The sequence below is a fragment of the Pararhizobium sp. O133 genome (genome assembly GCF_051669845.1).
Classification (GTDB): Bacteria; Pseudomonadota; Alphaproteobacteria; order Rhizobiales; family Rhizobiaceae; genus Pararhizobium.
In genome coordinates, this window is record NZ_CP196426.1 from 2,445,178 (window position 1) to 2,464,711 (window position 19,534).

The 19,534-nt window shown below is 60.5% G+C and carries 20 protein-coding genes; 17 read left to right on the forward strand and 3 right to left on the reverse strand.

Annotation, left to right across the window (positions count from 1 at the left end):
• Position 1 precedes the first annotated feature (1 nt).
• From ACST81_RS11695 to ACST81_RS11755, 13 genes are all read left to right on the forward strand, one after another.
• A complete protein-coding gene (locus ACST81_RS11695; protein ID WP_438747802.1) occupies positions 2-529 on the forward strand; it encodes a cobalamin biosynthesis protein in 528 nt (175 codons plus the stop codon).
• Positions 529-1,368: a uroporphyrinogen-III C-methyltransferase gene (cobA, locus tag ACST81_RS11700; RefSeq protein ID WP_438747804.1), complete on the forward strand. Its 840-nt coding sequence runs from the start codon at positions 529-531 to the stop codon at positions 1,366-1,368. Before ACST81_RS11695 ends, cobA begins: the two co-directional genes overlap by 1 nt.
• Positions 1,365-2,669 (forward strand): cobyrinate a,c-diamide synthase, encoded by a 1,305-nt coding sequence (locus tag ACST81_RS11705; RefSeq protein ID WP_438747805.1) that lies wholly within the window; start codon positions 1,365-1,367, stop codon positions 2,667-2,669. The genes cobA and ACST81_RS11705 overlap by 4 nt, the downstream gene beginning before the upstream one ends.
• Positions 2,666-3,670, forward strand: a complete 1,005-nt coding sequence (cobD, locus tag ACST81_RS11710; RefSeq protein WP_438747806.1) for a threonine-phosphate decarboxylase CobD — start codon at positions 2,666-2,668, stop codon at positions 3,668-3,670. Before ACST81_RS11705 ends, cobD begins: the two co-directional genes overlap by 4 nt.
• Positions 3,671-3,681: 11 nt before the next feature.
• The gene (gene cbiB, locus ACST81_RS11715) at positions 3,682-4,665 is read left to right on the forward strand and encodes an adenosylcobinamide-phosphate synthase CbiB (protein ID WP_438747808.1); all 984 of its coding nucleotides are present in this window, start codon (positions 3,682-3,684) and stop codon (positions 4,663-4,665) included.
• 147 nt (positions 4,666-4,812) lie between these two features.
• Positions 4,813-5,241: a L,D-transpeptidase gene (locus ACST81_RS11720; RefSeq protein WP_438747810.1), complete on the forward strand. Its 429-nt coding sequence runs from the start codon at positions 4,813-4,815 to the stop codon at positions 5,239-5,241.
• 255 nt (positions 5,242-5,496) lie between these two features.
• Positions 5,497-5,781 carry an acyl carrier protein gene (locus ACST81_RS11725; protein ID WP_092662234.1) on the forward strand — a complete coding sequence of 95 codons (285 nt, stop codon included), beginning with the start codon at positions 5,497-5,499 and terminating at the stop codon, positions 5,779-5,781.
• 222 nt (positions 5,782-6,003) lie between these two features.
• Entirely contained in the window at positions 6,004-6,489 is a 486-nt protein-coding gene (locus ACST81_RS11730) for a 3-hydroxyacyl-ACP dehydratase FabZ family protein (protein WP_438747812.1), read from the forward strand.
• Between the two features lie 2 nt (positions 6,490-6,491).
• On the forward strand, positions 6,492-7,694 hold the full coding sequence (locus ACST81_RS11735) for a beta-ketoacyl-ACP synthase (RefSeq protein WP_438747813.1): 1,203 nt from the start codon (positions 6,492-6,494) through the stop codon (positions 7,692-7,694).
• 12 nt (positions 7,695-7,706) lie between these two features.
• The gene (locus ACST81_RS11740) at positions 7,707-8,990 is read left to right on the forward strand and encodes a beta-ketoacyl-ACP synthase (RefSeq protein WP_438747815.1); all 1,284 of its coding nucleotides are present in this window, start codon (positions 7,707-7,709) and stop codon (positions 8,988-8,990) included.
• Positions 8,991-9,045: 55 nt separating this feature from the next.
• Positions 9,046-10,074: a zinc-binding dehydrogenase gene (locus ACST81_RS11745; RefSeq protein ID WP_438747817.1), complete on the forward strand. Its 1,029-nt coding sequence runs from the start codon at positions 9,046-9,048 to the stop codon at positions 10,072-10,074.
• 11 nt (positions 10,075-10,085) lie between these two features.
• Complete coding sequence (locus ACST81_RS11750; RefSeq protein ID WP_438753526.1) at positions 10,086-11,018, forward strand: lipid A biosynthesis lauroyl acyltransferase; 933 nt, start codon at positions 10,086-10,088, stop codon at positions 11,016-11,018.
• A 390-nt stretch (positions 11,019-11,408) separates the two neighbouring features.
• Positions 11,409-12,122 (forward strand): PAS domain-containing protein, encoded by a 714-nt coding sequence (locus ACST81_RS11755; protein ID WP_438747818.1) that lies wholly within the window; start codon positions 11,409-11,411, stop codon positions 12,120-12,122.
• Between the two features lie 55 nt (positions 12,123-12,177).
• Here the strand turns inward: ACST81_RS11755 and ACST81_RS11760 are convergent, their stop codons facing one another.
• Positions 12,178-12,528, reverse strand: a complete 351-nt coding sequence (locus ACST81_RS11760) for a VOC family protein (protein WP_438747820.1) — start codon at positions 12,526-12,528, stop codon at positions 12,178-12,180.
• Positions 12,529-12,537: 9 nt separating this feature from the next.
• Complete coding sequence (locus ACST81_RS11765; RefSeq protein WP_438747822.1) at positions 12,538-12,936, reverse strand: SRPBCC family protein; 399 nt, start codon at positions 12,934-12,936, stop codon at positions 12,538-12,540.
• Positions 12,937-13,186: 250 nt separating this feature from the next.
• Here ACST81_RS11765 and gndA point away from each other — a divergent pair, with 250 nt between their 5' ends.
• Positions 13,187-14,617, forward strand: a complete 1,431-nt coding sequence (gene gndA / locus ACST81_RS11770; protein WP_438747823.1) for an NADP-dependent phosphogluconate dehydrogenase — start codon at positions 13,187-13,189, stop codon at positions 14,615-14,617.
• A 94-nt stretch (positions 14,618-14,711) separates the two neighbouring features.
• On the opposite strand, the gene ACST81_RS11775 is transcribed toward gndA, so the two are convergent.
• Positions 14,712-15,749 (reverse strand): LacI family transcriptional regulator, encoded by a 1,038-nt coding sequence (locus ACST81_RS11775; protein WP_438747825.1) that lies wholly within the window; start codon positions 15,747-15,749, stop codon positions 14,712-14,714.
• Positions 15,750-16,246: 497 nt separating this feature from the next.
• Between ACST81_RS11775 and ACST81_RS11780 the strand changes: the two genes are divergently transcribed.
• The 3 genes from ACST81_RS11780 (at position 16,247) to ACST81_RS11790 (ending at position 19,534) form a co-directional block, all read left to right on the forward strand.
• A complete protein-coding gene (locus ACST81_RS11780) occupies positions 16,247-17,482 on the forward strand; it encodes an ABC transporter substrate-binding protein (RefSeq protein ID WP_438747827.1) in 1,236 nt (411 codons plus the stop codon).
• A gap of 227 nt (positions 17,483-17,709) precedes the next feature.
• Entirely contained in the window at positions 17,710-18,615 is a 906-nt protein-coding gene (locus ACST81_RS11785; protein WP_438747828.1) for a carbohydrate ABC transporter permease, read from the forward strand.
• A 37-nt stretch (positions 18,616-18,652) separates the two neighbouring features.
• The gene (locus ACST81_RS11790) at positions 18,653-19,534 is read left to right on the forward strand and encodes a carbohydrate ABC transporter permease (RefSeq protein ID WP_438753529.1); all 882 of its coding nucleotides are present in this window, start codon (positions 18,653-18,655) and stop codon (positions 19,532-19,534) included.

Genomic DNA, 19,534 nt, shown 5'->3' on the forward strand with positions numbered 1-19,534 from the left:
CGTGATAAGCCAGGACAACGATTATCGACCGGCTCCGTCGGGTTTCGTACTCGGATTGGGCTGCGAACGTGGCGCGCCAAGCGACGAAGTCATTGCACTTGCGGAGCAGGCGCTGCAGTTGGCCGGCATCGACCGCCGCGCCGTGACCTGCGTTGCGACCCTTGATGTCCGCCGTTCCGAACCTGCCATGCTCGCGGCCGCCGCGCATTTCGTCGTGCCCCTGAATGTTTTCCCCGCAGCCATTTTGGAAGACGCGAAACCCCGTTTAAAGACCCCATCGGAGCTCGTCTTCTTGCTTACCGGCTGCCACGGCGTGGCGGAGGCGGCGGCCCTGGTGGCAGCGGGCGAGGCGGGTGATCTCGTCGTTCCGAAGCTGAAGTCGGCGCATGCGACGGCCGCCGTCGCCGGCTGTTTTTCAGAATCGGATCAGGATTTTGCCGCAGTCTCCTCAATGATTGATTCCGGGTCTTCGCGTTTCGATTCAAGAGTTCGACCGACGTCGCCAGCTATTGCAGGGGTCTCTCGCTGATGGACAAGCTGTTTTCAGGCTTGCCGGATCTGGAGCCGGGTTCCGTCTGGCTGGTCGGCGCCGGTCCGGGCGATCCCGGCCTGTTGACGCTGCATGCCGTCAACGCGCTGCGACAGGCCGATATCGTCGTCCATGATGCCCTGGTCAATGCCGAGTGCCTGACGATGGTGAAAACCGGCGCCGTGCTGGAATTTGCCGGAAAGCGCGGCGGCAAGCCGTCGCCGAAGCAGCGGGACATTTCGCTGCGGTTGGTTGAACTGGCGCGGCAAGGCAAGCGGGTGCTTCGCCTGAAAGGCGGCGATCCCTTTGTCTTCGGTCGCGGCGGGGAGGAGGCGTTGACGCTGGTCGAAAACGGCATACCCTTCCGCATCGTGCCGGGCATCACCGCCGGCATCGGCGGCCTTGCCTATGCCGGCATTCCGGTGACCCATCGCGAGGTCAATCATGCGGTGACGTTCCTGACGGGACACGATTCGTCCGGCGTCGTCCCGGATCGCATCCATTGGGAAGGGATCGCCAAGGGGTCGCCGGTCATCGTCATGTATATGGCGATGAAACATATCGGCCAGATTGCCGCGAACCTGATCTCCGCGGGCCGTTCCCCCGACGAACCCGTCGCTTTCGTCTGCAACGCCGCGACGCCGGAACAGACGGTGCTTGAAACGACGCTGGAGCGGGCGGAAGCGGATGTAACGGCATCCGGGCTGGAGCCGCCGGCGATCGTCGTTGTCGGCGAGGTGGTGCGCCTGCGCCCGGCGCTCGACTGGCTGGGAGCGCTCCAGGGCCGCACGCTTGAGGCTGATCCACTGTTGAACCGTGCCTTCAAGGATCCGGCATGAGCGGTCTGTTGATCGCGGCTCCATCCTCCGGTTCCGGCAAGACGACTGTCACCCTCGGTCTGCTGCGGGCCTTGCGCAACCGTGGTGTGGCGCTCTCGCCGGGCAAGGCCGGTCCCGATTACATCGACCCGGCCTTTCACACTGCGGCCAGCGGCAAGCCCTGCCTGAATTACGATCCCTGGGGCATGCGGCCCGACCTGCTGTTGGCCAATGCAGCCGCCGCCACGAATAATGGCGAGGCTCTGATCGTCGAAGCGATGATGGGTCTTTACGACGCGGCGATCGACAGGCGGGGCTCGCCGGCCGATCTTGCGGCCTTGCTCGGATTGAACGTCGTTCTGGTGATCGATTGCGGCCGCATGGCGCAGTCGGTCGCCGCACTGGTGCGCGGCTATGCGGGACATCGCGACGATGTCCATGTCTCCGGCGTCATCCTCAACAAGGTTGGCAGCGACCGGCACGAGGTGATGTTGCGCGCTGCACTGGAGGCGATCGGCATGCCGGTCTTTGGCGTCCTGCGCCAGAACGCCGCCCTGACGCTTCCTGAACGGCATCTCGGGCTCGTCCAGGCGGGCGAACATGCGGAACTCGATCTGTTCATCGAAGCGGCGGCTACCCATATCGAGGCGGGCTGCGACCTCGACCGGATACTGGCGGCAGCGCGATCGCAAGCAACGCGAAAAGCCGTGGCGGATGCCGCGCCTTTGAAACCGCTTGGCCAGAGAATCGCCATTGCCTGCGATACCGCCTTCGCCTTCACCTACGAACACCTGTTGTCCGGATGGCGCCGGACGGGCGCAGAGCTGTCGTTTTTCTCGCCGCTGGCCGATGAGGCGCCGGCTGGCGAGGCCGATGCGGTCTATCTGCCGGGCGGCTATCCGGAACTTCATGCCGGACAACTCGCCGAAGCTGGCCGTTTTCGGGTCGGCATGATCGAGGCAAGGGATCGCGGCGCGCGAATCTTTGGCGAATGCGGCGGCTACATGACCCTCGGGGAGGGACTTGTCGCGACGGATGGCAAACGTTACGCCATGCTCGGTTTCCTGCCGCTCACCACCAGTTTCGCTGAGCGCAAGCGGCATCTGGGCTATCGGCGGGTGAAGCCGGTCGATACGAGTTTTTTTGACGGTCCGCTGATGGCGCATGAATTTCATTATGCCTCGATCCTTTCCGAAGGCGATGCCGAACGGCTGTTCGAGACGACGGATGCTGCCGGCACGGCGCTCGGGCTGACGGGCCTGAGACGCGATCGCGTGGCCGGATCGTTCATGCATGTCATCGACAGGACGCAGCCCTCATGAGCAAGCCGATCGTGCATGGCGGCGGCGTGACCGAGGCGGCTGCACTCTTCGGCGGCAATCCAACGGATTGGCTGGACCTGTCAACGGGCATCAATCCCAATCCCGTCGCCTTGCCGGATATTCCGATCAGCGCTTGGCATCGATTGCCGGATCGGCATCTCGTCGATGCGGCGCGGCAGGCTGCGGCGCGCTATTATCGCTGTAATTCCGGTCAACCCGTGCCGGTTCCCGGCACGCAATCCGTCATCCAACTCTTGCCGCGCCTTGTCCCGTCCGGACGTCGGATCGCGATCTTCGCGCCGACCTATGGAGAATATGCCCGCGTGTTTTCCTTGGCCGGATATGCCGTGGACGCAATTTCCAGTCCCGACCAGCTGACGCCGGATCACGGCCTTGCTATTGTCGTCAACCCCAATAACCCGACCGGCCGCGCCTATCCGCCATCGGAACTGTCAGCATTAGCAAAGCAGCTAGAAAAGAGCGGCGGTCTTCTCCTTGTTGACGAGGCCTTCGGCGATGCGCAGCCGGATCTCAGCATCGTGCCGGTGGCCGCCGGGCACGACAATCTCATCGTGTTCCGTTCCTTCGGCAAGTTCTTCGGGCTGGCCGGCCTGCGACTGGGCTTCGTCATCGCGACAGACGCCGTGTTGTCGAATTTCGCCGAATGGCTAGGCCCCTGGTCCGTGTCCGGTCCGGCGCTGGTCATATCCCGCGCATTGATGGAGGGTGGTACCGCCCCGGTGCAGGCCGCTATCCTCGAACGCAAGGCCGGCCTCGACACCGTGCTTCGTCAAGCGGGTTTGTCGATCATCGGCGGCACCGTTCTGTTCACGCTGATCGACCATCCGAGGGCCGAGCAACTGCACGAACAGCTTTGCCACTCGCATGTTCTCACGCGAAAATTCAGCTATGCGCCGACATGGTTGCGGATTGGGCTTGCGCCCGATGCCGCAGGCGATACACGGTTGGAGGACGCCCTGCGTCTCGCCGACCTCGCCTGAACGGACCTTCCATGTCGACTGAAATCCTTGTCGTACTGATCGCGGCGCTTGTCCTCGACCGCATTGTCGGCGATCCCGAATGGCTGTGGCAGCGCGTGCCGCATCCCGTGGTGCTGTTCGGCACGATGATCGGCTGGTTCGATCGGACCTTCAACCGCAAGCGTTTCGAACATGACGTGCTGCGGATCGGCGGCGTGCTGACGATCGTGGTCCTTTTGCTCTGGAGCCTCGTCTGCGGTTGGCTGATCCATTGGCTGCTGTCGGAGCTTGGCATTGTCGGCTGGCTGCTGGAGATCGTGCTGGTCGCGGTTTTCCTGGCGCAGAAGAGCCTTGCCGACCATGTCTCGCGTGTCGCCACCGGCCTTCGCACTGGTGGCCTGGAAGGGGGGCGCAAGGCCGTCTCGATGATCGTCGGGCGTGATCCGGAAACGCTTGATGAACCGGCGGTCTGCCGCGCGGCAATCGAAAGCCTGGCGGAGAATTTTTCCGATGGCGTCGTAGCGCCGGCCTTCTGGTATGCGGTACTCGGCCTGCCGGGCCTGCTGGCCTACAAGATGCTGAACACGGCGGATTCGATGATCGGCCACAAGAGCCCGAAATATCTCTATTTCGGCTGGGCCTCGGCCCGCCTCGACGATCTCGCCAATATTCCCGCTGCCCGCCTGTCGATCCTGTTGATCGCCGCCGGCGCGGCCTTGAAGAGCGGCTTGAATGCCGCCCGCAACGCGCTGGGCACCGCGCTTCGGGACAATGGCCTGCACCGCTCGCCGAATTCCGGTTGGCCGGAAGCGGCGATGGCCGGAGCGCTCGATATTCAATTGGCCGGTCCTCGCATCTATGCCGGAGCATTGGTGGCCGAACCGATGATCAATGGATCGGGCCGGGCGGTCGCTGTTGTCGGTGACGTCGAGACGGGCGTTTCGATATTCTACGGCGCTTGCACGGCGCTCGCTGTATTGACCGTTTTTGCAGCGGCAATCGTCAGTATTATATAAAACCGTTATTGCGGCCGAAAAAACTCTCCGGTTTTCATTAAGGCAGAATTTTCCATTTGTCTTAAACGTCTATCATTGCAATGAATGTAAGGTCTGTGTCGTGTTGGAACACCAGTAAAAAGGTGCATACATTCGGAGAGAACTTTCATGCGTAAAATCTTCGTGGCCTTCCTAGCCTTGTTGTTCATGCAATTTAACGCCCCTTCTGCCTTTGCCACCAATCTTATTGCCAAAGTAAGCCTTTCTTCTCAAACCATGACAGTATCGCAGAACGGCTTCGTCAAATACCGCTGGAAGGTGTCGACGGCGCGCAAGGGATATGTCACGCCGCAGGGCAGCTGGAGCGCCAAATGGCTGTCGCGCAATCACCGCTCGCGCAAGTATGACAACGCGCCGATGCCCTATGCGGTCTTCTTCAACGGCGGCTACGCCGTCCATGCGACGTTTGACTTGAAGCGCCTCGGCCGGCCGGCGTCCCACGGCTGCATTCGCCTGCATCCGGACAATGCCGCCGAATTCTTCTCGCTCGCCAGCCAGTATGGCCTGAAGAACACCAAGATTGTCGTCACCCGCTGAACCCGGGTGATTGAACCGACAGTAGCGCCAATCACCGAGACCGGCCGCGACTCCAGCCTCGACAATCGATTCCTGCGTCCGTTGAGCTCAGCGACGATCTTGCCGACCGCGACGGCGTTCTGAGAGACGGTCTGCGCGGTTCAGTTGACGTTTGCGCAACACCGCCGCCGCTAAATGCAACTCTTGCTGTCAAGGCCATTGGCTTTTCAGCCGCATTTACCTATAGGTTCGCCAAAACATGTATTCGAAAGAGGTATGGGCGTGACAGCTACATTCGACAAGGTTGCCGACATCATCGCAGAAACCAGCGAAATCGATCGCGAGACGATTACGCCCGAAAGCCACACGATCGACGATCTCGGCATCGACAGCCTTGATTTCCTCGACATCGTCTTTGCGATCGACAAGGAATTCGGCATCAAGATCCCGCTCGAGCAGTGGACCCAGGAAGTCAACGAAGGCAAGGTTTCGACGGAAGAGTATTTCGTCCTGAAGAATCTCTGCGCCAAGATCGACGAACTGAAGGCCGCCAAGGGCTGACGGTTTCCCCGCGGGAACACGTGCGTGCACGACATCAATGCCGCCTGTCGCGTGGTCTGCGCTTGACAGGCGGCATTTGCGTTTTTACTTGACGGTCGCATGATCACGCCGCTGGCCGGTTTTGAACCGGGCACGTTGGGGCGGGATCGCATGATTTGAAATCCGGAGCATTCCTGGCGCTGTCTTTCGCGCCGCGCTCCGGGCCAAGCTGGATTCATCCTGATGCTCCTTGAATATTTCCAGATGATCGATCGGGTCGAGGCGGTCGATCTCACCGCCAAGACGCTGAAAGCGCGTTCGGTCGTTCCCGCCAAGAGCCCTGTGTTCGAAGGCCATTTTCCCGGCTATCCGCTGGTGCCGGGCGTGCTTCTGATCGAGACGATGGCGCAGGCCAGCGGTTTTCTCGTCCTCGCCGCCACCGATTTCGCCGCCATGCCGTTCCTGATGTCCGTCGATAGCGCCAAGATGCGCACCTTCGTCGAGCCGGAAACGGTGCTCGATATCGAGGCTTTTCTTGAGCACGACGGTTCCGGCTTCGCGGTCGTCAAGGCGAAGATCACGTCCGAGGGCAAGAAGGTCTGCGATGCGCAATTAAAACTGCGCACCATGCCGTTCGATCAGGTTCCGCTTGGGCCGATCGTCAGGAAACGTGCGGAAGAAGTAGGGTTGATGGCGGCGATTGCGCTGTCGACTGCCACGGGGGAATGACGATGGTGAAGGCTGCCAATGACGTTGTAATCACCGGTGTCGGCATCGTCACCAATCAGGGTGTCGGCACGGACGTGCATACCGCTCTTCTGACATCAGATCAGTCGCCGGTCGCGCGTGTCGAAACCGAGCGTTTCGCGCCCTATCCGGTGCATCCGCTGCCGGAAATCGACTGGTCGCAGCAAATCCCGAAGCGCGGCGACCAGCGGCAGATGGAGAACTGGCAGCGCCTCGGTGTCTTCAGTGCTGGACTGGCGCTCGACGATGCCGGGTTCAAGGACGATCTCGAAGCCTGCGGCAGCATGGACATGATCGTCGCGGCCGGCGGTGGCGAACGCGATATCAATGTCGATTCGCTGATCGTCGACGAGGCGCTGAAACGCAATGACCGCGAGCAACTGCTCAATGAAAAGCTGACGACCGAACTGCGTCCGACCCTGTTCCTGGCGCAGCTGTCCAATCTTCTCGCCGGCAACATTTCCATCGTTCACAAGGTGACCGGTTCGTCGCGGACCTTCATGGGCGAGGAGGGCGCCGGTATTTCGGCGATCGAAACCGCCTTTGCCCGCATCAAGGCCGGTCAATCGACCCACACGCTGGTCGGCGGCGCGTTCTCGGCCGAACGGCTCGACATGATCCTGTTGATCGAGGCGATCCAGGGCCATGCGCTCGGCGATTATCACCCGATCTGGTCACGCAAGCCGGAAGATGGCGGCGGCATGATCCTGGGTTCCGTCGGTGCGTTTCTGATGTTGGAATCGCGCGAACACGCCGAGGCCCGTGGCGCGCGCATTTACGCGACGATCGAGGAGATCGGCGGCGACCGCGGCAGCCGTGAGGGCGACCGGCTGGAGCAGCGCCTGCAATATCTGTCAAAGCCTGCGGCTGGTGCCGATCCGGATGCGACGATCGTGTTTTCCGGCACGACCGGCTTCCATGATCTCGCCACCCGCGAAAAAGCCTTTCTCGATGCGCAGTTCCCGAAGACCGCCATTCGCGCCTATGGCGGGCTCGCAGGCCACGGCCTGGAAGCGCATTTTCCGCTTGGTCTCGCCTTCGCGGCACTGTCGCTGGGTGCTGGCGCCATCGTTCCGCCATTCGACCCGGCTGAAACACAGATGAAGACCCCGGCCAGGACCGCCATCGTCACGACGATCGGCCATGCGCGCGGCGAGGGTATTGCCGTTCTCTCGGCCGAAGAATAAGGAGCGGCAGCCATGAGCAATGCTTATAAGGATCATCTCGGCCGGCCGCTGGTCGCCGTCACCGGCATGGGTGTCATCACCTCGCTCGGCCAGGGCGTCGAGGATAACTGGAAAGCGCTGACATCCGGCGTTTCCGGCATTCACAAGATCACCCGCTTCCCCACCGAGGGGCTGTCGACCAGGATCAGCGGCACCGTCGATTTCATCGAACTTCCCGTCCAGAACGCCGTCGAGCGCTCCTATGCCTTTGCTCGCGAGACGACAGCCGAAGCGCTGGCGCAAGCTGGTCTCTCAGGCGATTTCAACGGCCCGTTGTTTCTCGCCGCGCCGCCGATCGAGCCGGAATGGAGCGCGCGTTTCGAACTGGCCGACCGCGCAAAACCGTCGGAAAAGCCGGGCGATGCCTATAACCGTTTTCTCGCTGCCATGCGCGACCGCGCCGATGCCGATTTCCACGAAGCATCTTTGTTCGGCGCCATCTCCGAGCGCCTCTCGGACCGGTTCGGAACGCGCGGCCTGCCGGTCACGCTCTCGACCGCCTGTGCCTCGGGTGCAACCGCAATCCAGCTCGGCGTCGAGGCGATCCGCCAGGGCCGCACGGACCGGGCGCTGACGGTTGCGACGGATGGTTCGGTCAGTGCCGAGGCGCTGATCCGGTTCGCGCTCCTGTCGGCGCTGTCGACGCAGAACGATCCGCCGGAAAAGGCTTCGAAGCCTTTCTCCAAGGATCGCGATGGGTTCGTCATCGCCGAAGGCGCGGCAACGCTGGTGCTTGAATCGCTGGAAGCGGCGATTGCCCGTGGCGCCAAGGTGTACGGCATCCTGAAGGGGTGCGGCGAGAAGGCCGATTCCTTCCACCGTACGCGCTCGTCGCCGGATGGCGGGCCGGCGATCGCGACAATTCGCGCGGCACTTGCCGATGCTGGTCTCAGCGAAGGTGACATCGGTTATATCAACGCCCATGGCACCTCAACGCCTGAAAACGACAAGATGGAGTACGGTGCGATGCTGTCGGTGTTCGGCGAAGCGCTGTCGCGCATTCCGGTGTCTTCCAACAAGTCGATGATCGGCCATACGCTGACGGCGGCAGGCGCCGTGGAAGCCGTGTTCTCGCTGCAGACGATCCTGACCGGCACGCTGCCACCAACGATCAACTACCAGAACCCGGATCCCTCGATCGTTCTCGATGTCGTGCCCAATGTGAAGCGGAATGCGCAGGTCAATGCCGTTCTGTCGAACTCCTTCGGCTTCGGCGGCCAGAACGCCAGCCTTGTCATGGCGGCTGAACCGGCTTAATCGGACGCGGATACCTTTTTGAAGAAAGACGCCTCCGGGCTCAAGGACTTACATCATGCGCGCTTTGCAACTGGTCGACGACCGTAAGCTGGAAATGACCGATCTCCCCGAGCCCGATGCACCGGGTCCGGGTGAGGTGACGCTGCGCGTCAAGGCGGTTGCGCTCAACCATATCGACGTCTGGGGCTGGCGCGGCATGGCCTTTGCCAAGCGTAAGATGCCGCTCGTTATTGGCGCCGAAGCCTCCGGCGTGGTCGACCAGATCGGCCCCGGCGTCTCCAATGTCCTGCCGGGCCAGCTGGTTTCGATCTATGGCGCCCGCACCTGCGGTCTCTGCCGTCCGTGCCGCGAAGGCCGCGACAATCTCTGCGAACATGTCGGCGGCGTGCATGGTTTCCATCTCGACGGCTTTGCCCAGGAGAAGGTCAATCTGCCGGCCCGCCTGCTGGTTCCGGCGCCTCCGGGCGTTGACGCGATCGGCGCGGCTGTTGCGCCGGTGACCTTCGGCACCGTCGAGCACATGCTGTTCGACAATGCCAAGCTCGAACCGGGTGAAACCATCCTGATCCACGCCGGCGGTTCCGGCATCGGTTCGGCGGCGATCCAGCTTGCCAAGAAGATCGGCTGCACGGTCATCACCACCGTCGGCTCGGACGACAAGATCGAAAAGGCCAAGGCGCTCGGCGCCGATCACGTCATCAACTACCGCAAGGACCGCTTCGAGGGCGTGACGCGCAAGCTCACCAAGAAAAAGGGCGTCGACGTCGTCTTCGAACATGTCGGCAAGGATACCTGGGCAGCCTCGATGTTCGTCCTCAAGCGCGGCGGCCGTCTGGTCACCTGCGGCTCGACTTCGGGCGTCTCGACCGAGATGAACCTGATGATGCTGTTCCAGCAGCAGTTGAAGCTGCTCGGCTCGTTCGGCTGCCGTATGGAAAACATGGCGGATGCCATGCAGAAGATGGCGCGCGGTCTCGTCTATCCTGTCATCGATACCGAAGTCGGCTTTAACGAGATCGACAAGGCGCTGGAGCGGATGGAAACCCGCCAGGTGTTCGGGAAAATCATCCTGCGAATGGACTGACGATCGTGCGCATGCTGATCACACGACTGGTTCTGGCGGTGGAGCATTTCCGCCAGTGGTCGATTGCGCAATTCGTCTTCTTGCTGCTCGGCACGCTGAAGCTGTTTCCGGCCAATGCGGCCATCGAGTTTTCCGAACGCTTCACCCGCTGGCTCGGGCCGAAGCTGAAACATCGCCACAGGCTAACGCTCACCAATTTGCGCAATGCCTTTCCTGAAAAGAGTGAAGCCGAAATCCTGTCGATCGCGCTCGACAGTTGGGGCAGCATCGGTCGGCTTGCCGCCGAATACGTTTTCCTCGACGATATCTTCGATTTCGATCCGACTGATCCAAAGCCTGGCCGCATTGAGGTTTCCGGCATCCCGCTATTCCTTGAACTGCGCGACAATCCGCGACCGTTCATCGTCTTTACCGCGCATACCGGAAATTTCGAGCTGTTGCCGGTCGCAAGCAACGCCTTTGGGCTCGACGTGACCGTGCTGTTCCGTCCGCCGAACAATCCGTATGTCGCCGACAAGGTCTTCAACTTCCGCAAGCAGCGCATGGGCAATCTGGTGCCGTCGCATGCCGGTTCGTCCTTCACGCTTGCCCGCAAGCTGGAACGCGGCGGCGGTGTCGGGGTTCTGGTCGACCAGAAGTTCCGCAAGGGGCTGACGACCAAGTTCTTCAACCGTGACGTCCGCACCAATCCGCTCCTCGCCAAGCTGGTACGCCAGTTCAACTGCGAGGTCTATCCCGCCCGCTCGATTCGTCTGCCCGGCGGTCGGTTCCGTCTGGAGCTGGAACCGGCGATCGAAATCCCCCGCAAGCCCGACGGCGCCGTTGACGTCAACGCCACGGCACAGTTGCTCAACGACAAGGTGGAAAGCTGGGTGCGGGAATATCCGGGCCAGTGGCTCTGGTATCATGATCGCTGGGCGATCAAGAAAAGCCTGAAGGATTAGGCTTTCCTCATCTGCATGCCGTCGCGATATCCGGGCTATTCCGGCAACGGAATCAGTCGGGATATTCGCGTAAATAGTTTCATTATATGGGTTTCGGTACAGACTGTGGTTGTGCCGGATATTGGCGGCGTGGCGGCCCAAAAATATCTCAGGAACTATACAATTCCTTACTTCGGACATTAATTATTTTAACGGAAACGTTTCAGGTCGTGTTCAAACGGTTGAATGGCATTTTATAGAGTGTAAACTCCATCTCACTTGAGAGGGATTGCAAGCGCTTCGGGGACAAAGGCAAGCGCCGATCAATCGATTTAGGTCCGGTCGATCCGGGAGTGCAGCTGCTCGTTCCACTCAGGAGCAATATTGGCTGCGGGGGGGTGGGTTAAGCAATTGAAGGCACTGATAGACCTTTTCTGGTTCAAGTATTCGCAGCTACAATACGCCGTCAAATCCGGTGATGACCTGCTGATATCCATTCTCGACCGCGAGATTGAGCCGGTCCTCACCGCCATTTATCACGACGAAGCATCTTGCGTCGCCGATGCGCGCCTGCAGTTCCAATTCGTTCTGGACCTCCTGCGCAAGGAAGCGGACGACGCGGCCAGCGTATTGCGGCAGCAAAGCGTGCTGCAATCTCTGTCCGATCGCTATTTCGCCGGAGAAAATGGCAATATTCTCGGCGGAAAATGGCAGCAAGCCGCCGCGCCGGTGACAGTCCATCGAGGACGCGTCGATGAAGGTTTTCTCAACGAGGCCATCCTCGATTGCCTGCCGGACCGCATCGCCGTAATTACACCGGACTACCGTTACCTTTACACCAATCCGGTGAATGCGGCGCGGCTGGACGAACGGCCGATGGATCTCGTTGGCCGCCATATCGTCGAGTTTGTCGGAATCCAGCGGTTCGAACAGCGGGTGAAGCCCAATCTGGACAAGTGCTTCGCGGGCGAGACGGTCGAATACACCTTCTCCAAGGATGTCGATAACCGCGTCGTCGTGGTGCGTTGCCGGATGACGCCATGCATGTCGAGTACTGGCAAGATCATTGGCGCGATTCTCATCCTGCAGGAAATCGCCGATCGCCGCCGCTCGATCGCGGCCTGATACCGGACATTGTCGTTCGAAAGGCGAGGGCGGTTTGCCCTCGCGTCGGTTCTCTCTATTTGTCCGACCAGACTGCCAGTTCGTAACCGTCGGGATCAAGGAACTGGAATCGCCGGCCGCCGGGAAAGGAAAATGTCTCGACGACGATGCGGGCGCCGGCTGCTTCCAGCCGCGCCTGAGCCGTGACGAGATCGTCGGCATAGAGAATGACCAGCGGACCGCCCGGCTTCGGTGTTCCCGTCGTCAATCCACCGGTCAGTCTCCCGTCGGTGAATTCGCAATAGTCCGGGCCATAATCGGTGAACGACCAACCGAAAGCCGCACCGTAAAATGCGCGCGAGCGGGCGATGTCGCTGACGGCGAATTCGATATTGTCGATCTGTCTGTCGATCCCCTTCTGGCCCATCGGTCTCTCCTATTCTTCCAGAATCTTCTTCAGTGCTTGGAGGTCCTTCTTCACCCATTCGGCGTCGGAGGCAAACTGCTCGTCGCCCATATCCGGCAATTTCAACAAGGTGAACATGACCTCCGCGCCGTCGCCATTCGGTACCACCCGCAGCGCATTGTGGACCTTCAGCCCCGATTCCATTGTGACGAGGTGATCGAGCACGCCGAAATCGTTGGGCGGAGAGAAGGTGACGCGGGCATTGCCGAGCGGGCCGCTGGTGATCCAGTCGGCGCCATCCGGCTCCAGTCCCGCGCTCAATCCTGAGGCCCAGAGCGGCATGTTTTCCGGCTTGGCGGCAAAGGCGTAAACGTCGCGCCAGCTTCTCTCGATGCCGATATGGACGATTGTGGATTTCATCACGGTCATGATTCTGTCTTCCCTCCTTGCTTGCATCGGCCGTCGCTTGAGAGCCTACCCGGCTCCTCCGGAAAAGTCTCACTTTTGACAACAATCACTTGTCGTTAATCGATTTGAATGCCAAAACTCCGTCAGAATTCGCAGGGCGCGTTCCGGTGTGAATTGCCGGAACCGTTGCCCTGCGCATCTCAATCTGGTGGAGTTGTTGCGCATGTCCAGCCGGGCACTGGCCGCTTCACCGTCTAACGGAGGCATATACGTGGCACAGGCGGAAATCGGACTTATCGGTCTTGGCGTTATGGGATCGAATCTGGCGCTCAATATTGCCGAAAAGGGCAACAAGATCGCAGTTTTCAACCGCACGGTGGAAGCGACCCGGAAGTTCTACGCCGAAGCCGGCGAACTCCAGGGCCAGATCGTTCCTTGCGAAACCATCGAGGAATTCGTCGCGGCCATCCGCCCACCGCGCCCGATCATCATCATGATCAAGGCCGGTGAACCGGTCGATCAGCAGATGGAGCTCTTGAAGCCCTATCTCGAGAAGAACGACATCATGATCGATGCCGGCAACGCCAATTTCCGCGACACGATGCGCCGCTTCGACAATCTCAAGGATAGCGGCCTGACCTTTATCGGTATGGGCGTGTCCGGCGGTGAGGAAGGCGCCCGCCACGGCCCGTCGATCATGGTCGGCGGCAAGGAAGAGTCCTGGAAGCGCGTCGAAAAGGTTCTGACCTCGATCGCCGCCAAATACAACGACGATCCATGCGTGGCGTGGCTCGGTGAAAACGGCGCCGGCCACTTCGTCAAGACGATCCACAACGGCATCGAATATGCCGACATGCAGATGATCGCCGAAATCTACGGCATCCTGCGCGACGGCCTGAAGATGAGCGCCACCGAGATCGGCGAAGTGTTCGGCGAGTGGAACAAGGGACGCCTGAATTCCTACCTGATCGAGATCACCGAGAAGGTCCTGAAGGCCGCCGATCCGATCACCGGCAAGCCGATCGTCGATCTCATTCTCGACAAGGCCGGCCAGAAGGGCACCGGCAAGTGGTCGGTCATCGAAGCGCAGAACATGGGTATTCCGGCGACAGCCATCGAGGCAGCCGTTGCCGCGCGCAGCATCTCCTCGGTCAAGGGCGAGCGCGAAGCGGCCGAGAAGGTCCTCGGTCTGCCGGACGTCGGCGAGTTCAAGGTTGCCGACAAGGCCGCTTTCCTGAAGGATCTGGAAAGCGCGCTGTTGGCCGCCAAGATCGGCGCCTATGCCCAAGGCTTCGCTGTCCTGGCGCAGGCCTCGCGTGAGTTCAACTGGAACCTGCCGATGCCGACCATCGCCCGGATCTGGCGCGCCGGCTGCATCATCCGCTCGGTCTTCCTCGATGAAATCACCACGGCCTTCACCAAGGATCCGAACGTCGCCAACCTGATCGTCACACCGGCGTTTTCCGCGATGGTCAAGGAAACCGATGGCGCCCTGCGCCGCGTTGTTTCCGCTGCCGTTCTCGGTGGCCTGCCGGCTCCGGCGCTCGCCTCGGCTCTCGGCTATTTCGACAGCTATCGCCGCGCCCGTGGCACGGCCAATGTCATCCAGGCGCAGCGCGACTTCTTCGGTGCCCATGGCTTCGATCGCGTCGATGGCGCCGATTCGCATCACGGCCCCTGGGGCAGCGGCCTGAACGCCTGATCTTCGCTTCCCTTGGGACCGCATGAATGAAACGAGAACGGCCGCTGATCTTCCAGCGGCCGTTCTGCTTTGTGTCTGGTGATGGGCAGGTCCGTCAGACCTCGTCCGGCGGATAGCTCAAGGTCTGCAATTCGCTTGCCGACTGCCCCTCGATCCGGGCAATCACGGCCTTGGCCAGTTCGCGTCCCGCAAGCCGGAAATTTTCCCGCACTGTGATCACCTCCGGCCTGAGCCACTGGAGAATGTCATTGGACTGCTTGGAGACCATATCAACGTCGTGTCCAAGCTGCAGGCCTGCCGCTTCGATCCCCGCAACCAGGGCGACGGCCCCGCCGCCGCTGCCGGAAATCACGCCATCGGGAGAATCTGGTGCCCGCATCGCCGCTTCGCAGGCGACACGAATTTGATCGAGGCTGTTGTCGAGATCGACCGTGTTGAACGGAACGGCGGTGGCGCCGAAATCGCGCAAGCCCCGTTCGAAGCCGGTCCGCATGTGCATGTGGTAGCTCAGCCCTGCCGGAGGATGCAGCAGCATGATCCGTCGCCGGCCACGCTCGACCAGCATGCGCACGGCATCATAGGCGAAGCGCTCGTTGTCGAAGTCGTGATACGGGTGGGCGAGGCCCATCTCGGTGCGGCCATGCGTGCCGAAGGGGAAGTTGCGCTCGATCATCAGCGCCACGCGCGGGTCCTTCGGTTCCGTTCGCGAGATGATGACGCCGTCGGCCGCACCCGTTTCCAGCACATAACGCACGGGATCGAGCGGATCGCTTTTCATGCTGTAGGGCGTGATGACGAGATGATACTGGGTGGCGGCCAGGATTTCGGAAATCCCGACCACCATCGGGCTCGTCAGGCCGATGAACTCCTCCTCGAGACTGAGGATCAGGCTGATGACGTTCGTCTTGCCCGTGCGCAGCCTGACGCCGGCGCGGTTCGGATGGTAGCCGACCTGGGCTGCGACCAGCCGTACGCGCTCCTTGGTCTCGGCTCCGATGTCGGGGGCGTTCTTCAGGGCTCTGGACACTGTCGTGATGCCGAGGCCGGTCATGAAGGCAATCGTCTTCAAGGTCGGGCGTTCGTTCGCTGAGGTCGGTGCTGCCGCCTGCCTGCCTTTTGTCTTCTCGTCCATTCCCCCGCCCATCGCTTCCCATGTTCAGGCAGACATGTCGCAAGGACAGCGTTGCCTGCAGCCAGATCCTTTCTGGTCTTTCAGCGCCTTATATATGAAATGTTACAAAGGGGCACCCTTTGCCCCATCTCCCACTTTTCAGAAAATCTGTAACGATACAGTAGACTTGTCGAGGGTTTTTTTAGTCTCTCCGGTGATGTCTCTCGGCCGGGTTGAATCATGCATTGCACGACAAGGTTTATTGCATCTGCGAAGTGGTCGCGTTACCGCAAAACATTGCAATACGTCATTTTTCGACGAAATATCGGCATTTAAAGCATTTTCTTGAGGTGATCGTGCCGCAACATAGTGCACTGTGCGGAAGGCAGGGAATCTGATGCGTGCATCTTTTGATTGTGGTAAATATTTTTTCGGGAATTGTGCGTTGTGGCTGTTGCGTCTGCAAATCGATTGAACTAAGTTTTTCCGGTAACGTTACAGTGAGGGAGGAAAAACTCATGAAACTGCGTTTGTTGGCTGCTGCTCTGGCGGCAACTGTGGTGCTTCCGCTCGGCGTGGCTAACGCGACCGATCTCGAAGTCACCCATTGGTGGACGTCCGGCGGCGAGGCTGCGGCCGTTGCCGAGCTTGCCAAGGCATTTGATGCGACCGGGAACAAGTGGGTCGATGGTGCTATTGCCGGTTCCGGTGGCACGGCCCGTCCGATCATGATCAGCCGTATTACCGGCGGCGACCCAATGGGCGCCACCCAGTTCAACCATGGTCGTCAGGCCGAGGAACTGGTGCAGGCGGGCCTGATGCGTGACCTGACTGATGTCGCGACGAAGGGCAACTGGAAGGATGTCATCAAGCCGGCGAGCCTGCTCGACAGCTGCACGATCGATGGCAAGATCTATTGCGCGCCGGTCAATATCCATTCCTGGCAGTGGCTGTGGCTCTCGAATGCTGCGTTCAAGACGGCAGGCGTCGAGGTTCCTAAAAACTGGGACGAATTCGTCGCAGCCGCTCCGGCGCTTGAAAAGGCCGGCATCGTGCCGCTCGCCGTTGGCGGTCAGCCGTGGCAGACAGCCGGTGCATTTGACGTGCTGATGATTGCCATCGCCGGCAAGGATACCTTCCAGAAGGTCTTTGGCGACAAGGATGCCGACGTTGCGGCAGGGCCGGAAATCGCCAAGGTCTTCAAGGCGGCTGACGATGCCCGCCGCATGGCCAAGGGCAGCAATGTCCAGGATTGGAACCAGGCGACCAACCTTGTCATCACCGGCAAGGCAGGCGGCCAGATCATGGGGGACTGGGCGCAGGGTGAATTCCAGCTTGCAGGCCAGAAGGCCGGCACGGATTACGCCTGCCTTCCGGGTCTCGGTGTCAACGAAGTCATCTCCACCGGCGGTGACGCCTTCTACTTCCCGGTCCTGAAGGACGAGGAAAAGTCGAAGGCGCAGGATGTTCTGGCGGAAACGCTGCTTGCTCCGGCAACGCAGGTCGCTTTCAACCTGAAGAAGGGTTCGCTGCCGGTTCGAGGTGACGTCGATTTGGCTGCTGCCAACGACTGCATGAAGAAGGGCCTCGATATCCTTGCCAAGGGCAACGTTGTCCAGTCCGTCGACCAACTGCTTTCGGCCGACAGCCAGAAGCAGAAGGAAGACCTGTTCTCCGAGTTCTTCGCCAATGCGTCGATCACCCCGGAAGACGCGCAGAAGCGTTTCGCCGACATCATTGCCTCTGCTGACTGATCACAAGGCTCGTCGTCACAAATCCGGCTCCGTGATACGGGGCCGGTCCTTCCTTCGCAAGCCGGCGCTCAAAGGCTGTGCTGCGTGTGAAGGGTGACGGCATTCCCTATCCGCAACGACAAGGTCGCCTGAAGACGACCGTTTGCGGTGGGAAACGATAGGATGCCTCGCGCTCTAGCCGTTGGCTCCTGATTGCGAACGCGCTTGTGTTACCGGAGGAAATCATAATGGCGGAACAAGCGAAAGCCGGCCGACCAAATCAACTTTTTCGCAATCTGAATGCAAAGATTGCTTCCATCCCGATGATCCTGACCGCCGTCGTCATCTTTCTTGGCGGGACACTCTGGACGGTCCTCTATTCCTTTACCAATTCGAAGCTGCTGCCGCGGCTGAAATTCGTCGGCCTCGACCAGTATGAGCGCCTTTGGGCAGCTCCGCGCTGGGTCGTCTCGATCGAGAACCTTGCCATCTACGGCTTTTTCTCACTGATTTTCAGCCTGGTGATCGGCTTTCTTCTGGCCGCGCTGATGGACCAGAAGATCCGTTTCGAAAACACCTTTCGAACGATCTTTCTCTACCCCTTCGCGCTGTCCTTCATCGTGACAGGCCTCGTTTGGCAATGGATCCTGAACCCGGAGTTCGGCATCCAGTCAGTCGTGCGTTCGCTGGGCTGGACGAGCTTCGTCTTCGATCCGCTCTATACGCCAAGCATCGTTATCTACGGCATCCTGATCGCCGCCCTGTGGCAGGGCACGGGTCTCGTCATGTGTCTGATGCTGGCCGGCCTGCGCGGCATTGACGAGGATATCTGGAAAGCCTCGCGCGTCGATGGCATCCCGGCCTGGAAGACCTATCTGCTGATCATCATCCCGATGATGCGGCCGGTGTTCATCACCACGCTCGTCATCATCGCGTCTGGTATCGTCAAGGTCTACGACCTCGTCGTCGCCCAGACCAGCGGCGGCCCGGGCATCGCGTCCGAAGTGCCAGCCAAATACGTCTATGACTACATGTTCCAGGCGCAGAACCTGGGGCAGGGCTTTGCCGCCTCGACCATGATGCTGATCACGGTCGCCATCATCATCGTGCCTTGGGCCTATCTGGAATTTGGGGGAGGGCGCAAGCGTGTCTGATATCGTCATCAACAACCCGGCCGGCGGCGCTGCCGCCATGGCAGGCCCAAACGGCAAGAAACCTCGTCCGCTGCTCTCTGCGCGCAACATCATGATCTACGGCACGCTGTTCGTCGCCGCCGCCTATTATCTCCTGCCGCTCTACGTAATGGTCGTCACCTCGCTGAAGGGCATGCCGGAAATCCGTCTCGGCAACATCTTTTCCCCGCCGGTGGAAATCACCTTCGAACCATGGGTCAAGGCCTGGTCCACTGCTTGCACGGGCCTGAACTGCGACGGTCTTTCACGCGGCTTCTGGAACTCGGTGCGGATCACCATTCCTTCGGTGATCGTCTCGATCGCCATCGCCTCGGTGAATGGCTATGCGCTCGCCAACTGGCGGTTCAAGGGCGCGGAACTGTTCTTCTCCATCCTCGTCGTCGGCGCCTTCATCCCCTACCAGGTGATGATCTACCCGATCGTCATCGTGCTGCGCGAAATGGGCATCTATGGTACGCTTACCGGCCTGATCCTCGTGCATAGCATCTTCGGCATGCCGATCCTGACGCTCTTGTTCCGCAATTACTTCGCCTCGCTGCCGGAGGAATTGTTCAAGGCGGCGCGCATCGACGGGGCGGGGTTCTGGGCGATCTATTTCCGTATCATGCTGCCCATGTCGCTGCCGATCTTCGTCGTGGCGATGATCCTGCAGGTCACCGGCATCTGGAACGACTTCCTTTTCGGCGTCGTGTTCACCCGGCCGGAATATTACCCGATGACCGTGCAGCTCAACAACATCGTCAATTCGGTGCAGGGCGTGAAGGAATACAATGTCAACATGGCGGCAACGATCCTCACCGGCGCTGTCCCGCTTATCGTCTACTTCGTCTCCGGACGTCTCTTCGTCCGCGGCATCGCCGCCGGTGCTGTGAAAGGCTGA

Bases quoted from the DNA above. Each gene is read 5' to 3' on its own strand.
- cobD (WP_438747806.1), top strand. From the start codon at position 2,666: ATGAGCAAGCCGATCGTGCATGGCGGCGGCGTGACCGAGGCGGCTGCA.
- ACST81_RS11765 (WP_438747822.1), bottom strand. From the start codon at position 12,936: ATGACCGTGATGAAATCCACAATCGTCCATATCGGCATCGAGAGAAGC.
- ACST81_RS11785 (WP_438747828.1), top strand. From the start codon at position 17,710: ATGGCGGAACAAGCGAAAGCCGGCCGACCAAATCAACTTTTTCGCAAT.
- ACST81_RS11720 (WP_438747810.1), top strand. From the start codon at position 4,813: ATGCGTAAAATCTTCGTGGCCTTCCTAGCCTTGTTGTTCATGCAATTT.
- ACST81_RS11705 (WP_438747805.1), top strand. From the start codon at position 1,365: ATGAGCGGTCTGTTGATCGCGGCTCCATCCTCCGGTTCCGGCAAGACG.
- ACST81_RS11735 (WP_438747813.1), top strand. From the start codon at position 6,492: ATGGTGAAGGCTGCCAATGACGTTGTAATCACCGGTGTCGGCATCGTC.
- ACST81_RS11730 (WP_438747812.1), top strand. From the start codon at position 6,004: ATGCTCCTTGAATATTTCCAGATGATCGATCGGGTCGAGGCGGTCGAT.
- ACST81_RS11760 (WP_438747820.1), bottom strand. From the start codon at position 12,528: ATGGGCCAGAAGGGGATCGACAGACAGATCGACAATATCGAATTCGCC.
- ACST81_RS11740 (WP_438747815.1), top strand. From the start codon at position 7,707: ATGAGCAATGCTTATAAGGATCATCTCGGCCGGCCGCTGGTCGCCGTC.
- cbiB (WP_438747808.1), top strand. From the start codon at position 3,682: ATGTCGACTGAAATCCTTGTCGTACTGATCGCGGCGCTTGTCCTCGAC.
- ACST81_RS11775 (WP_438747825.1), bottom strand. From the start codon at position 15,749: ATGGACGAGAAGACAAAAGGCAGGCAGGCGGCAGCACCGACCTCAGCG.
- ACST81_RS11750 (WP_438753526.1), top strand. From the start codon at position 10,086: ATGCTGATCACACGACTGGTTCTGGCGGTGGAGCATTTCCGCCAGTGG.
- ACST81_RS11780 (WP_438747827.1), top strand. From the start codon at position 16,247: ATGAAACTGCGTTTGTTGGCTGCTGCTCTGGCGGCAACTGTGGTGCTT.
- ACST81_RS11725 (WP_092662234.1), top strand. From the start codon at position 5,497: ATGGGCGTGACAGCTACATTCGACAAGGTTGCCGACATCATCGCAGAA.
- cobA (WP_438747804.1), top strand. From the start codon at position 529: ATGGACAAGCTGTTTTCAGGCTTGCCGGATCTGGAGCCGGGTTCCGTC.
- ACST81_RS11745 (WP_438747817.1), top strand. From the start codon at position 9,046: ATGCGCGCTTTGCAACTGGTCGACGACCGTAAGCTGGAAATGACCGAT.
- ACST81_RS11790 (WP_438753529.1), top strand. From the start codon at position 18,653: ATGGCAGGCCCAAACGGCAAGAAACCTCGTCCGCTGCTCTCTGCGCGC.